The sequence below is a fragment of the Bradyrhizobium elkanii WSM2783 genome, from assembly GCF_000472865.1.
Taxonomy (GTDB): Bacteria; Pseudomonadota; Alphaproteobacteria; order Rhizobiales; family Xanthobacteraceae; genus Bradyrhizobium; species Bradyrhizobium elkanii_A.
In genome coordinates, this window is record NZ_AXAP01000020.1 from 26,423 (window position 1) to 41,517 (window position 15,095).

At 63.6% G+C, this 15,095-nt stretch carries 14 protein-coding genes; 8 read left to right on the forward strand and 6 right to left on the reverse strand.

Annotated features, from left to right (window positions below):
• Positions 1-82: 82 nt before the first annotated feature.
• Both YY7_RS0118960 and YY7_RS0118965 read right to left on the reverse strand, forming a co-directional pair.
• A complete protein-coding gene (locus YY7_RS0118960; protein ID WP_028164587.1) occupies positions 83-3,229 on the reverse strand; it encodes a multidrug efflux RND transporter permease subunit in 3,147 nt (1,048 codons plus the stop codon).
• Positions 3,226-4,395: an efflux RND transporter periplasmic adaptor subunit gene (locus YY7_RS0118965; RefSeq protein ID WP_028164588.1), complete on the reverse strand. Its 1,170-nt coding sequence runs from the start codon at positions 4,393-4,395 to the stop codon at positions 3,226-3,228. The genes YY7_RS0118960 and YY7_RS0118965 overlap by 4 nt, the downstream gene beginning before the upstream one ends.
• Positions 4,396-4,563: 168 nt before the next feature.
• Here YY7_RS0118965 and YY7_RS0118970 point away from each other — a divergent pair, with 168 nt between their 5' ends.
• From YY7_RS0118970 to YY7_RS0119000, 7 genes are all read left to right on the forward strand, one after another.
• Positions 4,564-5,022, forward strand: a complete 459-nt coding sequence (locus YY7_RS0118970) for a MarR family winged helix-turn-helix transcriptional regulator (RefSeq protein ID WP_028164589.1) — start codon at positions 4,564-4,566, stop codon at positions 5,020-5,022.
• Between the two features lie 104 nt (positions 5,023-5,126).
• Positions 5,127-5,363, forward strand: coding sequence for a hypothetical protein (locus tag YY7_RS0118975; protein WP_028164590.1), 237 nt, complete (start codon positions 5,127-5,129; stop codon positions 5,361-5,363).
• A 236-nt stretch (positions 5,364-5,599) separates the two neighbouring features.
• A complete protein-coding gene (locus YY7_RS0118980; protein WP_028164591.1) occupies positions 5,600-8,152 on the forward strand; it encodes a TonB-dependent receptor in 2,553 nt (850 codons plus the stop codon).
• A gap of 11 nt (positions 8,153-8,163) precedes the next feature.
• Positions 8,164-8,853 (forward strand): Fe2+-dependent dioxygenase, encoded by a 690-nt coding sequence (locus tag YY7_RS0118985; RefSeq protein WP_028164592.1) that lies wholly within the window; start codon positions 8,164-8,166, stop codon positions 8,851-8,853.
• The gene (exbB, locus tag YY7_RS0118990; protein WP_028164593.1) at positions 8,850-9,839 is read left to right on the forward strand and encodes a tonB-system energizer ExbB; all 990 of its coding nucleotides are present in this window, start codon (positions 8,850-8,852) and stop codon (positions 9,837-9,839) included. Before YY7_RS0118985 ends, exbB begins: the two co-directional genes overlap by 4 nt.
• Positions 9,840-9,842: 3 nt before the next feature.
• A complete protein-coding gene (exbD, locus tag YY7_RS0118995; RefSeq protein ID WP_028164594.1) occupies positions 9,843-10,313 on the forward strand; it encodes a TonB system transport protein ExbD in 471 nt (156 codons plus the stop codon).
• A 12-nt stretch (positions 10,314-10,325) separates the two neighbouring features.
• Positions 10,326-11,114 (forward strand): TonB family protein, encoded by a 789-nt coding sequence (locus YY7_RS0119000; RefSeq protein ID WP_028164595.1) that lies wholly within the window; start codon positions 10,326-10,328, stop codon positions 11,112-11,114.
• A gap of 129 nt (positions 11,115-11,243) precedes the next feature.
• Here YY7_RS0119000 and YY7_RS0119005 read toward each other — a convergent pair whose 3' ends face one another.
• The 3 genes from YY7_RS0119005 to YY7_RS52195 all read right to left on the reverse strand — a co-directional run bounded on the left by YY7_RS0119005 (position 11,244) and on the right by YY7_RS52195 (position 13,404).
• Entirely contained in the window at positions 11,244-11,651 is a 408-nt protein-coding gene (locus YY7_RS0119005; protein WP_130227807.1) for a hypothetical protein, read from the reverse strand.
• A 43-nt stretch (positions 11,652-11,694) separates the two neighbouring features.
• Entirely contained in the window at positions 11,695-12,375 is a 681-nt protein-coding gene (locus YY7_RS0119010; protein ID WP_028164597.1) for a site-2 protease family protein, read from the reverse strand.
• Between the two features lie 111 nt (positions 12,376-12,486).
• Positions 12,487-13,404 (reverse strand): DMT family transporter, encoded by a 918-nt coding sequence (locus tag YY7_RS52195; RefSeq protein ID WP_051396801.1) that lies wholly within the window; start codon positions 13,402-13,404, stop codon positions 12,487-12,489.
• 94 nt (positions 13,405-13,498) lie between these two features.
• Between YY7_RS52195 and YY7_RS0119020 the strand changes: the two genes are divergently transcribed.
• Entirely contained in the window at positions 13,499-14,347 is an 849-nt protein-coding gene (locus tag YY7_RS0119020) for a LysR substrate-binding domain-containing protein (RefSeq protein WP_028164598.1), read from the forward strand.
• Here the strand turns inward: YY7_RS0119020 and YY7_RS0119025 are convergent, their stop codons facing one another.
• Entirely contained in the window at positions 14,348-15,094 is a 747-nt protein-coding gene (locus tag YY7_RS0119025) for an SDR family NAD(P)-dependent oxidoreductase (protein ID WP_028164599.1), read from the reverse strand.
• Between the last annotated feature and the right edge of the window lies 1 nt (position 15,095).

Genomic DNA, 15,095 nt, shown 5'->3' on the forward strand with positions numbered 1-15,095 from the left:
CGAAGCGAAACCCATCATCTTTTTCGCGGCGGCAACCAATCGGTTTCGCTTCGCTCTACCCATCCTACGGGCTACGAACAGCTCACTCCGCGGCTTCCTTGACGGAACGCTCTTCGCGCCGATGCTCCTCGTCCTCCGCATCCGTCGAGCTGCTCCAGCCCGCGAACATATTGGAGAGCTTGTCGAGATAGAGGTAGACCACCGGCGTCGTGAACAGCGTCAGCGCCTGGCTCACGATCAGGCCGCCGACCATGGCGTAGCCGAGCGGCTGGCGGATTTCCGATCCTGTGCCGGTGCCGAGCATCAAGGGCACGCCGCCGAGCAGCGCTGCCATCGTCGTCATCATGATTGGGCGGAAGCGGAGCAGGGCGGCTTGCCGGATCGCGGCCTCCGGCTCCAGGTGATCGTCACGCTCGGCCGCGATCGCGAAGTCGACCATCATGATGCCGTTCTTCTTGACGATGCCGATCAAGAGGATGATGCCGATCAGTGCGATCAGGCTGAAATCGAAGCCGGCCGCCATCAGGATCGCGAGCGCGCCGACGCCGGCCGAGGGCAGCGTCGACAGGATGGTGATCGGATGGATGTAGCTCTCGTAGAGGATGCCGAGGATCAAGTAGACGACCACCAGCGCCGCGAGGATCAGGAGCGGTACGGTGCTCAGCGATTGCTGGAACGCCTGCGCGGTGCCCTGGAAGCTCGAATTCAGCGTCGGCGGCGCACCCATCTCCACCATCGCCTTCTGCACCGCATCGGTCGCTTGTCCCAGCGCCACGCCCTGCGCCAGGTTGAAGCTGATGGTGATCGCCGGGAACTGGCCCTGGTGGCTGATCGAGAGTGGCCGCACCGGCACGCTGGTCCAGGTCGCAAAGGTCGATAGCGGCACCTGCTCGCCGGTCAGCGGCGACTTCAGATAGATCTTGTTCAGCGTGTCGATGCCGGCCTGCAGCTCGGGCAGCACCTCCAGGATCACGTGATAGCTGTTGAGCTGGGTGAAATATTGCGTCACCTGGCGCTGGCCGAACGCATCATACAGCGTGTCGTCGATGAGCTGCGGCTGGATGCCGTAGCGCGAGGCGGTGTCGCGATTGATCTTCAGCTCGAGCGTGGTGCCGTTGGTCTGCTGGTCGGTGGCGACGTCGCGCAGTTCCGGCAAGGTCTGCATCTTCGCGAGAATCTTCGGCGCCCATTCGTTCAGTTCGGCGAGATTGGCATCCTGCAGCGTGAATTCGAACTGGGTGCGGGTCGGCCGGCCGCCGAGGCGAACGTCCTGCGCCGCCTGCATGAACAATCTGGCACCTTCGACCTGCTCGAGCTTCGGCCGCAGGCGTGCGATGATCTGCTGCGCGTTGGCGGAGCGCTGGTCGCGCGGCTTCAGCGTGATGTACATGGCGCCGTTGTTGCCCGCCCGGCCGCTGCCGCCGATGGCCATGGCCACCGTCGCGACGTCAGGGTCGGCGAGCACGATCTTGCCGAGCGCCTCCTGCTTGCGCTTCATGTCGACGAAGGAAATGTCCTGGTTGGCTTCCGAGGTCGCAGTGATCAGGCCGACGTCCTGCTGCGGGAAGAAGCCCTTCGGGATGACCACGAACAGGTAGACCGACAGGCCGAGCGTCGCGAAGAAGATCATCAGCGTCGTGAACTTCCAGCGCAATGCGAGGTCGAGCACGTTTTGATAACCCCGCAGCATGGCGTCGAAGCCACGCTCGCTCATCTGGTAGAACCGGCCGTGCTTGGTCTCGCCATGAGCCCGCAGGAAGCGCGAGGCCATCATCGGCGTCAGCGTCAGCGACACGAACATCGAGACGAAGATCGTCATCGCCAGCACGACCGCGAATTCGCGGAACAGGCGCCCGATGATGCCTCCCATCAGGAGCAGCGGGATCAGCACCGCGACCAGCGAGATGCTGATCGAGACGATCGTGAACCCGATTTCGCTCGCGCCCTTGAAGGCGGCCGCCATCGGCTTCTCGCCTTCCTCGATATAGCGCGTGATGTTCTCCAGCATCACGATGGCGTCGTCGACCACGAAACCCACGGCAATGGTCAGCGCCATCAGGGACAGGTTGTCCAGCGTGTAGCCGAACACCCACATCAGTGCACAGGCGCCGAGCAGGGCGAGCGGCACGGTCACAGTTGGGATGACCGTGGCCCAGAAGCTGCGCAGGAACACGAAGATCACCATCACGACCAGCCCGATCGTGAGCAGCAGCGTGAATTGCACATCCTCGACCGCGGCGCGGATCGTGGTGGTGCGGTCGCTGATGACGTCGATTTTGATCGCCGGCGGGATCGCGGCGACCAGCCGCGGCAGGGTTGCCTTGATCTTGTCGACGGTGTCGATGACGTTGGCGCCGGGTTGCTTGAAGATGACCAGGAACACGCCGCGCTGGCCGTTAGCCCAGGCCGCCTGCTTGGCGTCTTCCGGGCCGGCGACGGCCTGGCCGATATCGCGGATTCGCAACGGGCCGCCATTGCGGTAGGCGATGATGACGTCGTTCCAGGGGGCGGCCTGCAGGAGCTGGTCGTTGGCGTAGATCGTATAGGCGCGGGTGTCGCCGTCGATATTGCCCTTGGGACTGTCGACGGTGGCGCTGGTGATGGCGGCGCGCACGTCCTCCAGCGACAGGCCCTTTGCCACCAGCTTGGCCGGATCGATCTGGACCCGTACCGACGGTTTCTGCTGACCGCCGATGATGACCTGGGCCACGCCGGAGATCTGGCTGATCTGCTGCGCAAGCTGCGCGTCGACGGCATCGCTCACCTCGGTCAGCGGCAGCGTCTCCGAGGTCGCCGACAGCAGCATGATCGGGGAGTCCGCCGGGTTGACCTTGCGGTAGGTCGGCGGCGACGGCAGGTTCTTCGGCAATTGGCCGCTCGCCGCGTTGATGGCGGCCTGTACGTCGTTGGCGGCGCCATCGATACTGCGATTGAGATCGAACTGGATGGTGATCGATGCGGTGCCGAGATAGCTCGTCGAGGTCATCTGGGCGACGCCGGGGATCTGCGCGAATTGGCGTTCCAGCGGCTGCGCCACCGAGGTCGCCATGGTTTCCGGGCTGCCGCCGGGCAAATTCGCGGTGATCTGGATGGTCGGGAAGTCGACCTGCGGCAGCGGCGCGACCGGCAGCAGCGGATACGCCACGAGGCCGACAAAAAGAATGCCGGCCATCAGCAGCGAGGTGCCGATGGGGTAGCGGATAAAGGGAGCGGAAATGCCGTAGCTCATTCCGGCTTCACCTTGGATTGCGTCGCATCCGAGCTCGCGACCGCGGTGCTGACGAGCACGCCGGGCGAGACTTTGTATTGGCCCGAGGTAATCACCTGCTGGCCCGGCGATAACCCCTCATCGACGACGGATTTGCCGTCGATCGAGTAGCTGACCTTGATCCGGTGCAGCTCCGCCTTGTTCTCCTGGCTGATAGTATACGCGTAAAGCCCGTCCGTGCCATGCTGGACGGCATCGTCGGGAACCACGGTCGCATCCTTCAGCGTCCGCACGAGAAGCCGCGTCGATACCGACTGGCCCGGCCACAGCGCGTGGTCCTTGTTCTCGAACACCGCCTTCAGGCGGATGGTTCCGCTGGTCGTATCGACCTGGTTGTTGATCAGCGCGAGAACGCCGGTGGACAGGAGGCGCTTGCCGTCGGTGGAGTAGGCGATGGTCTTCGGCGGGGAGGCCGCCAGCGCCGCCTTGATGTCAGGCAGTTGGTCCTCGGGCGCGGTGAAAATCACCGCGATCGGCTCGATCTGGGCGATCGAGACGATGCCGGTCTGGGTCGCGGCATTGACGATGTTCCCGACGTCGACCTGGCGCAGGCCGGCGATCCCCGTGATCGGCGCCTTGACGGTCGCGTAATCGAGCTGCGTCTGCGCATTCGTGATCGCCGCATCGTCTGCGGCGATCTGCGCCGTCAATTGCGCGACCATGGAGCGCTGAGTGTCAGTCTGCTGGCGCGTGGCGAACTCGCCGAGCCGGGTGAAACGCTGCAGATCGAGCTTGGCGTTGGCGAGATTCGCCTCGTCCTGCTGCTTCTTGGCCGTGGCCTGGTCGAGCGCGGCCTGATACGGGCGCGGATCGATCTCCACCAGGACGTCGCCCTTGTTGACCAGCTGGCCTTCCTGGAAGGCGATCTTCATGATCTGTCCGTCGACGCGGGTGCGGACCTGGACGGTGTTGAAGCCCTGCACGGTGCCGAGGCCGGTCAAATAGACCGGGAAATCGGCGGTTTCGACACCTGCAATCCGAACCGGGACGGGCGGACGGGCAACGGCGGCAGTCTTTTGCCCGTCAGCTTTGGTGTGTCCCACGCCATAGCGCTGCCAGCCAAAATAGCCCGCGGCGCCGACGGCGGCGACCAGCAAGAGCCAGCCTATCGTTCGTGACTTGGACATGCGCGCTCATGGGTTCGGAGACAATTATAGGTGTTTAAAACCGTTCCGGGGAAACCATATAATGCGTCAGCACTTAATGCGTACACACACTAACACTTGAGAATCCTAAACATTTGGAAAGGTTTAGGAGCGCGTTCCTGAAGCCTCGATCCGTCCGTTGAAACCGACATGTCGCTCGATCTGAAACGCCAGCTTGTTTCGCAGCTTGTCGAGAGTTCACGCCTGTTGCGTAACTATATCGACCATCGTGCGAAGACGCGTGGCACCACGCGCGCGCAATGGATCGTGCTGTTCCGGCTGCGGGAGCAGGAGGGGCTGTCGCAGGTCGATCTCGCCGATGTGCTCGAACTGCAGCCAATCTCGCTGGTGCGGCTGCTTGACCGACTGGTCGAGCACGGGCTGCTCGAGCGCCGGCCTGATCCGAAGGACCGCCGCGCCAACCGCCTGTTCCTCACCGATCGCGGCCGGCAGCTGGTCGACGATCTCGACAGCCTGCGCGATGCGATCGCAACCGACGTGCTGCGCGACATTCCCGGTCAGCGGATTGAGGCCAGCCTTCAGACGCTGCGGGACCTCAAGGATCGCATCAAGTCGCTCGGCGAAGGCCCGGACGTTGCGGTGAAATAAAGCACGTCACCTCGCCCGCAAGCGGGAGAGGGAGTTTCTCTCCCGGTTGAATCCGGACTCGATGTCGGTCATATCGCAGCCCGCGAGCGAAATCGGGGTGAGCGATGGACGAGCTGAACGGACGCATGATGGCCTGCCAGATCCTGATCACGGGATTGATCGCGCGCGTTGCCAACGAGCAGAAGGATCCGCTGCGTTTCCTCACCGATTTCCGCGACGAGATCAAAGCGGTGGTGAATGGAGTGAATATTGCAGGCGAGAACACCGATCGCGTGCGTCAGGTCGCACAGCGGACGGTGGACGAATTGTTCTCGCTGATGAAGCCGCCGAGCGCCGATTAAGCTTCGTTTACCGCCGAACTGTGCGGTGATTGATTTCGCAGCGGTTTTCCTGCTCTTTAGAATCGTTATTAGAATAGTTTGAAATAGTCAGATTAGAAGCGTTCTGATCTGGATCGATTCAAACGAGCGATCCACGCATTCGCGTTGACCCGAAATTTCGTCGCCGATACCACCGCCCCGAGACACATCGTCGCGTATCAATGCGCATAAATCAGAATTCATCGCGGGGGCGAGTGATGAGCAACATAAAGACGCCGAGGTCGCTGCGTTTCGAGGCGGCGGTCAACTCGGCCGGCGAACGGCTTGAGGGCTACTCGGGCAAGAAAGTGTCGACGGTTGCGGGCCTGATCGCGGTCGCATCGTTTTCCGGCGCCGAAGCGCAACAGCCCAATTTGCCGCCGGTGAATGTGGAAGCGCCCGTGGCGCGGCCGCGGCCGGCCAACACCAAGCCGACATCGGATCAGGTCCGCGCCCGCACCGCACTCAGGCGCGCGTCACGTCGCACGCAGCAGACGCGGGTTGCGGCCGTCCCTTATCCCAACGCCGGTGGGCTCAATGCCGATCGCGATCCCTATGCGGATCCTGCCGCGCCTTACAAGGTCGATCGCGTGCAGGCGTCAGGAAAGTTTCCCGAGCCGATCCTGAATACGCCGAAGACGATCACGGTGCTCTCCAGGCAAGTGCTGGACGACAAGAACGCCACCACGTTGCGACAGGCCGTGCTGAGCACTGCCGGTGTCACGCTCGGCACGGGCGAGGGCGGCAACGCCTTCGGCGACCGCTTCTTCATCCGCGGCTTTGATGCACGCAACGACATATTCATCGATGGCGTGCGCGACGCCGGCGTCAGCGTCCGCGAGAACTTCTTCACCGAGCAGGTCGAAATCCTGCGCGGCCCCGGCTCTTCATTCGCCGGCCGAGGCACCACCGGCGGCGCCATCAACATCGTCACCAAGCAGGCGACGACGGAGGGCAGCTTCTACAACATGGATACGACGTTCGGCACCGACCGCACCAAGCGCGTCACGCTCGACGTCAACCAGGTGATCAGCCCGACGCTTGCCGTGCGCGCGGGCGGCCTGTTCCAGGACGCGGGCGTTGCCGGCCGTGACTACGTGTCCGATGACCGCGGCGGCGGGTTCGTTGCGGCGAAGTGGACGCCGATCGATGCGGTGAAGGTGACTGCAGGCTACATTCACACCGATATTCACGGCCTGCCGGATTTCGGCGTGCCCTATTTCCGGCCGAGCACCGCGAGCAAGGCAGGCGGCCCGTTCCCGGATTTCGGCGTCAACCGCAACAATTGGTACGGCTTCACCGATCGCGACTTCTCGCAGGTGAAGCAGGATATCGGCACCATCAACGCCGAGGTGCAGGTCACGCCGGATCTTACGCTCAGCAACAAGACGAGGGCCTCGCGCTCGCTGTTGAATTACATCGGCACGCTGCCTGAGGCGCCGGTCCTCAGGAATCCGCTCATTTTCTCGACGTTGTCGGCCAATCCGCAGAGCCGCTATCAGACCACCGATACGCTGGCCAACCAGACCGAGGCCACCTACAAATTCGACACTGGCGGCTGGCGCCATACGGCGCTCGCCGGTGTTGAAGTGTCGCAGGAGCGCTCCAGCATCGACAAGTATACCGGCTTGAGTTCGGAAGCCATTGGCGCGCCGTTCTCGGGCACGGGCTCGGTCACGGGTGTCAGCGTGTTCAACCCGCAATACACATTCCTGCCGTTCGGCACGACCCCGACGCTCGCAGGTCTCCCGACCAAGATCGGGATCGACACCACGAGCGGCTACCTGCTCGACACCGTCAACTACAACGATCTCGTCATCCTCAACGGCGGCATCCGCTACGACAATTACAAGATCAACACGAGCGGCTTCGGCACGGTGAACGGCGTGCCCAACGTGTTCGGGACGCAGTCGGCCGAGTTCGGTCTGCCGAACTTCAATTTGGGCCTCCTGCTCAAGCCGCTTCCGATCGCGAGTGTCTATGCGGCCTATGCCACCTCTTCCAATCCCGTCGGTGCGGAGTTCGACGGCACCAGCACGGCGTATGGCGGTCTCTCGCCGGTGCTGAACGGCAACACCAATCAGATCTTCGGTCCCGAGAAGAACACGGCGATCGAACTCGGCACCAAATGGGAGTTGTTCGATCGGCACCTGTTGGTGACGGCGGCGTTGTTCCAGACGGAGAAGGATAACGCGCGTGAATCGGTCAATATCACGCCGGCGACCGCCACCGCATCCTGTCCCTATCCCGCGAACACAAGTGGCACCGTGCCCTGCATCAGTGCCGGCGCTGCCTACCGCATCCGCGGCATCGACCTCGGCCTTGGCGGCAAGATCACGGACAAATGGAGCGTGTTCGGCGGACTGGTGCTGATGCAGTCCGAGGTGACGAAATCGCTCGTTCCGCCCGCGAACACGATTCTCTACACCACCAATGTCGGCCTGCCGCTCGCCAACGTCGCGCATCAATCGTTCAGCCTGCTGACGAAGTACCAGCTCACGGACATGTGGGAGATCGGTGGGCAGGCGGTCTACCGTTCCAAGATCTATGGCGGCACGTTCCTCGCGGCGAACCAGGGCACGCAATTGCCGAGCTACTGGCGCTTCGATGCGTTCGCGGAGGCGAAGCTCAACAAGAACTGGAGAGTCAAACTGTTCGTGAACAACATCTTCAACAAGCTCTATTACGACGCGTTGTATCAGAGCCCGGCTCCGTTCGTGCTCGAGGCGCCAGGTCGCGCCGCCTATCTCGTCGTATCGGCACGGTTCTGAAACGACAGGGCATGCTGATTTGCGTTCCGAATGTGCTGAGCAAGACCGATGTGGCTGACTTCCGTCGCATCATGGATGCCAGCGCCTGGGAGGATGGACGTTCGACGGCAGGCGCTGCGTCGGCGCTGGTGAAGCGCAACGAGCAGTTGCCGCCGGATAGCGAGGTTGCACGCCAGCTCGGCAACCGCGTGCTGTCGGCGCTTTCGGCCAGTGCGCGCTTCATCTCGGCGGCGATCCCACTTAGAATCTTTCCACCTTTGTTCAACCGTTACGTCGCCACCGACGGTCATCATTTCGGTCTGCATGTCGACAACGCGGTGAGGGGAGACCATCTCACCGGCTTGCGGATACGCACCGACCTCTCGGTTACGCTGTTTTTATCGGAGCCGGACGAATATGATGGCGGCGAGCTCGTCATCGAAGATCTCTACGGCTCGCATGAAGTGAAGCTGCCGGCCGGCGACCTCGTTCTTTATCCTGCTTCTAGTTTGCATCTGGTCACGCCGGTGACGCGGGGCGCGCGGGTTGCGTCTTTCTTCTGGCTGCAGAGCATGGTACGGGATGCGCACGCTCGCAGTCTGATCTTCGATCTGGACACCGCTATCCAGGCCTTGGTGGAGCGGCTTGGGCGAGACGATCCCGAAACGGTCAAATTGACCGGCATCTATCACAACTTGATACGCCACTGGGCCGAAGTATGAACATTCTAACTACCCGCGCGACACTTCTTGCACTCTCCGTGCTGACGCTGGCCGCGCTGACGACACCGTCGTCGGCGCAGCAGCAGATGGCGCCCGCCGCTCCCGCTCCATCTGCGCCTGTCGCGCAACAGACTGCTCCCGCCGCGCCGCAACCACCGGCAGAGGCGGCGACGCCGGCGCAGTCACCCTCCGCCGCTGCGCCGGTTGCTTCGCAGGGAACTCAGGACGTCAGCGCGGCGCCCGCCGAAGGCGAGGGCAAGAAATCGGCGACCATCGCCGGACTGAAGGAACTGTCGCCCTGGGTGATGTTCTGGAATGCCGACATCGTCGTGAAGGCGGTGATGATCGGTCTTGCCTTTGCATCGCTGGTGACCTGGACGGTGTTCATCGCCAAGATGATCGAGCTTACCGTCGTGCAGCGCAAGTTGCGCGCCGCGCTCGCCAAGATCAGCGATGTGCGCTCGCTTGCTGAAGCGCAGTTCGCGCTCGGCGCCAAGGGCAGCGTGCTGTCGACCCTGATCGCCGCGGCGATGCGGGAAGGGCGACTGTCGGCCGGCATCTCCAGCGACGCCGGCATCAAGGAACGCGCGGCATCGAGCTTTGCCGAGATCGTGCGTGCCGAAGGCCGCCGCATTCGCGTCGGGATGGGCCTGCTTGCGACCATCGGCGCGACATCGCCCTTCGTTGGTCTGTTCGGCACCGTCTGGGGCATCATGAACAGCTTCATCGGCATCTCGAAATCGCAGACCACCAACCTCGCGGTGGTCGCGCCCGGTATCGCCGAGGCGCTGCTCGCGACCGCGATCGGCCTCGTCGCGGCGATCCCGGCCGTGATCATCTACAATCACTTCTCGCGGGTGACGAAGGGTTATCTGGAACTGGTCGGCCGTGCCTCGGGCGCGGCTGCGCGGCTGCTGTCGCGCGACCTCGACCGCACCAATGTCAGCGTGTCTGGCGGCGCACATTCGCGCACGGCGGCGGAGTAGGCGATGGCTGTCTCGATCGCGGATAATGACGGCGACGACGACGATTTCGCGGAATCGCACGAGATCAACGTCACGCCATTCATCGACGTCATGCTGGTGCTGCTGATCATCTTCATGGTGGCCGCGCCGCTCTCCACCGTGGACCTGCCGATCGATCTGCCGACGTCGAGCGCGACGCCGCAGAAGAAGCCGGATAAGCCGACCTATGTCAGCATCAAGTCGGACCTGACGCTTGCGATCGGCGAAAATGCGGTCAAGCGCACTGAGCTGGTGCATTCGCTCGATACCTTGGCCGACATGAGCAAGGATAAGTATGTATTCCTGCGCGCGGATCGCGCGGTGCCTTATGGCGAGCTGATGGGAGTGATGGAAATCCTGCGCTCGGGCGGCTACAACAGGGTCAAGCTGGTGACGCTCGAAGGTGTTCCCGGCGCGCCTGCCGCACCGCAAGCCGCCGAGCCGGCAAAACCTTGACGACGGACAGCGATGTCTGACCTCGATCTCGAGCAGAAGCCTTCCCGGCGGCTATGGATTTGCGCCGCAGTGGCGGCGCTTGCGCTGCATGTTGGCGGCGCGGCGCTGGCGCTTGCGAATTTGCGCGGCGATGACGTCGGCGACGGCTTGGGCGCAAATGCCGCCGAGTTCGCGGTGGAGATGGCCTCGCCCAAGGTCGAGGAGGAGAATCTGCCGCCGGGTCCCGACGCCGATGCGTCGCAGGCCGCTCCGCAGCTCTCCGAGCAGAAGGCCGAGGTCAAGGAGACCGACCTGCCAAAGGACGTGCCGCACGAGTCCGAAGACCCCGACCGCATCGTCACGCAGAACGACTCGAAGAAACCCCAGGAAGACGATCCCAAGGTCCAGGCCGTCCAGACCCAGGCTTCCGAGGAGGCGCCCGCCCAGGAAGCAACCGCGCGGCAGACGCTGGAGGAGAACGCGCCGGACGCCGAGCAGGCCAAGGCCCCCAATCGCGGCATCGGCAAGGACAGGCAGAAGCTGACCGCCGACTGGGGCCGCAAGATCAGCGCCTATTTCGAGCTCCACAAGCGCTATCCGCACAACAAGAGCAAGGCGACCACCGTGAAGGTCAGCATCGTGCTGAACCGCCGCGGCAACATCGTCAACGTCGCTGTCGCGGAGTCCTCAGGCGACCCGGCCTTCGATGACGCGGCCATCTCGATGGTCCGTCGCTCCGATCCCGTCCCCGCGCCGCCAGCCGAACTCACCGAAGACCAATTCGCCTTCAGCCTCGACGTGAACTTCAAGAAGCCGAAGTAACGGGTTGAGGCGCAGGGCGGATTAGCTCGTAGGATGGGTAGAGCGAAGCGAAACCCATCAGTCTCAAAGCACGCTGCGCGGATGATGGGTTTCGCTTCGCTCTACCCATCCTACGGCCGCAACGCGGCTCTAGCGCCAGAAATAGCGGATGCCGACGTAGACCACGACGAGGCAGGCGAAGATCAGCGCCACAGGCAGCGGCCGTTTGCCTGTCGGGCCTGATACCCCCGGCTTCTTGGCGGGGAGGCGGCGGAAGGCGGTGACATTGCCGCGGTCGGCGACCGGCTCGCGGGAGGGGGCGGGGACGTCGGGCGGCGTGCCGGCACCGCCCATCTCGGCATAATAGCTCTTGTACATCAGCTTGATGGTGGCCTCGCTCGCCTCAAGCTCCGGCATCTGCTCCAGCAGCTTGTTGTAGGTGCCGAGGAAGTTCTGCGCGTCGGCCGACAAGGACGACGTGCCGTTCAGCTTGGCGAGCATTTTCCAGGTCGCGAAGTCCGCTCTGGCACGGGTGTCCGCACGTCGAGCGATCAGCATATCGGCAGCTTTGATCAAGAGGCCCTCGCGATTTTTTCTCAACCTAGGCGTTGCCGGTGATGAGGAGAAGCGCACCTATCACATAGCCGGTCAGTGTCCGCAGTATCGCGGAAATAATATCAAGATTGAGACCAAGCTGCGAACCGAGGAGGGGCAGCAAGATCAAAAGCCCGATCAGGATCAGCAACCCGTAGGGCTCGAGGCGCGCGAGCGGCTCAGCGAGCGGCCGGGGCAAGAGCCCGACCGCCACCCGGCCGCCATCCAGCGGCGGGATCGGCATCATGTTGAAGATCGCGAGCACGATATTGATGAGGAAGGCGTTTTTGAGATTGTCCGCGACCCAGCGCGCGCTGTCCGGCGGGACGAATGGGAGTAAGTGGAATGCCAGTGCGGCAACCAGAGCGAGAATGATGTTGGTGGCGGGGCCGGCCAGCGCCACCCAGACCATGTCGAGCCGGGGATGCTTGAGATTGCGGAAATTGACCGGCACCGGCTTGGCATAGCCGAATAGGAAGGGCGACTGCGACAGCAACAGCACGGCGGGCAGGACCACCGTGCCGAAGGGATCGATATGCTTCAGCGGATTGAAGCTGACGCGGCCGAGCTGCCAGGCGGTGTTGTCACCCAGCCGGTGGGCGACGAAGCCGTGCGCCGCCTCATGGAAGGTGATGGCGATCAGGAGCGGCAGCACCCAGACGGAGATGGTGTAGAGGGAGATGTTCAAGGGGGATATCCGGTCGCGGCGGCGCCGCTCTCAACCACACATGATGGTTGCGGCCGGGTTCCGGCGCAAGGCGGAAATGCGCTGCGACGCATTAGCGTGGAATATCGGCCGTCAGCGTAGCTTCTGCACTGCCGGATCGGCCTCGACGACCTCCTTGGGGCCGGATTGCGTCGTCGCGATCCAGATGCCCGCGAACACGGTCACGATGCCAATCACCAGATTCCAGCGCAGCGGTTCGCCCAGCAGCGTGGCGCCGACGAGCGATGCCGCGATCGGATTGACGGTCACCGAGATCGCGACGCGGGTCGGCGTCGTGCGCTCCAGCGCGAATGCCCAGAGATAGAACGTCAGCGCCGCGCCGAAGGCGCCGAGATAGACCGCGCCGAACCATTGTGGGACACCGAAAGCGGCGACCGGGGCAAAACTGCCACGCGCGAGCGAGGCGAGGATAAGGCAGGCGGCACCGGCGGCCATGGCCATCGTCGTGAACGGGATGGGGCCGGAGCGGCGGATGAAGGGCCTCGACCAGATGCTGTAGAGCGCCATGCAGAGCGCGGCCGCGACCATCAGGAGATCGCCGCGCCAGGCCCCATCAGGCGCGGTGCTGAGGCCGGAGAGCAGGGCCATGGCGACACCTGTTATCGTCACCAGTACGCCCGTGGTCTTTCGCACCGTCAATTGCTCGCTGCCAAGCGCCGCGCCGACCGCCATCGTCAATAGCGGCAATGTCGAGAGCGCGAGCGCACCGCGCGCCGCCGTCGTGAAGATCAGCGATGCGTTGAACAGGATCGGGAACAGGGCGAAGAACAACAGGCCGAGGCCAATCACCGCCGGCCAGTCGCGTCGCGCCGGCCAGCTTCGTCCCTGTATCAGGACGAGCGGAAGCAGCAGCAGGAAGCCGATGCCGAAGCGGAACGCGCCGATGGCGAGCGGGTCGATGGCGCCCACGAGGTAGCGCGTTGCCCCGATCGACGTGCCGCCAAGCGCGCTCGAAAGCACCGCGGCCAGGACACCCCAAGTTTCGCCCATCCGGCTTGACCTCCTTTTCGGCTCTTGCCGACGGTAGGGGACACGCGATAATCGAGGAATGGAATTTATCTGATAGATAAAATCACGGTTCGTGATGAGCCTGGATCCTGATCTCCTGAAGGCATTCGTTGCGGTGGCGGACCATCGTTCCTTCACCCGTGCGGCCGTGGCGCTGAACCGGACGCAATCGGCGGTCAGCATGCAGGTGAAGCGGCTGGAAGAGCGGCTGCAGGCGGAGCTGTTTCATCGCACCAAAGCCAACGTCGATCTGAGCGCAGCCGGCGAGGGCCTGCTCGGCTATGCGCGCCGCATCCTCAGCCTGAACGAGGAGGCGATGGGCCGCGTCCGGGAGCACAAGGTAGAGGGGCGCGTCCGCCTCGGCGTGATGGACGACTACGGCACGCTACTGGTCCCGCCGCTGCTCGCCAGCTTCGTCGCCAATTATCCGCTGATCCATATCGAGATGGAGACGGGGCTGACCTCGTCCATGACCGACCGGCTCGGAGAGGCCTACGACCTCGTCATCGCCATGCACCCGGAAGGATGCGGCGAAGGCGAACTACTGCGGTGCGAGCAGGCGGTGTGGGCGGCGAGCCCGGAGCATCGCGTCGAGGAGCTTGATCCGCTTCCGGTGGCGCTTTACCCGCAGGGCTGCCTGTTCCGGAGTTGGGCGATGCAGGCGCTCGACGCTGCGAAACGGCCGTGGCGGCTCGCCTTCGTCAGCCACAGCCTCGCGGCGGTCGAGGCGATCGCGGTGCAGGGATTGGCCGTCACCGTGGTCAAGGCCGGCACCTTTCCGCCGCGGCTCCGGCGCCTGTCGGATCGCGACGGCATGCCGCCGCTGCCGCGCGCCGAGATCAGGCTGCATCGCGCCGCGAACCTGTCGCGCGCGGCGTTACTGTTGGCCGACCATCTGGTCGCGGAGCTCCGCCAACCGATTTAATTAGTAGGTCGCGCGGCCGCCTGAGATGTCGAACACGGCGCCGGTGGAGAAGGCGCAATCCTCCGACGCCAGCCAGGCGACAAGCGCGGCGAGTTCTTCCACCAGCACGAAGCGGCCTTTCGGGATCTTCGACAGCATGAAGTCGATATGCTGCTGCGTCATCTGGTCGAAGATCGCGGTACGCGCCGCCGCCGGCGTTACCGCGTTGACGAGGATATCGTGTTGCGCGAGTTCCTTGCCGAGCGATTTCGTCAGCGCGATCAGGCCGGCCTTCGACGACGAATAATGCGCCGCGTTGGGATTGCCTTCCTTGCCGGCAATGGAGGCGATGTTGACGATACGGCCGTAGCCCTGCTTGAGCATCGCCGGCACGATCGCCTTGCAGCAGATGAAGGGGCCATCGAGGTTGATGCGCAATACCTTGCGCCATTCCTCGAGGTCAGTCTCCCACACGGTCTTGTTGATGCCGGCGATACCGGCATTATTGACGAGGATGTCGATCTTGCCGAACGCCTTGAGCACTTCGTCGCGCACTTTCTCGACGCCGGCGGGATCGGTAACGTCGACCTTGAAAGCGGCCACCTCCGGGCCGATCTCCTTCGCGGTCTTCTCCGCCAGCGTGATGTCATGATCCCAGATCGCGACTTTGGCGCCGGAGGCGACAAAGCGATCGGTGATCGCGCGCCCAAATCCCTGCGCGCCGCCGGTGACAACCGCAACCCGGCCGGTGAGATCGTATTCGTTCATG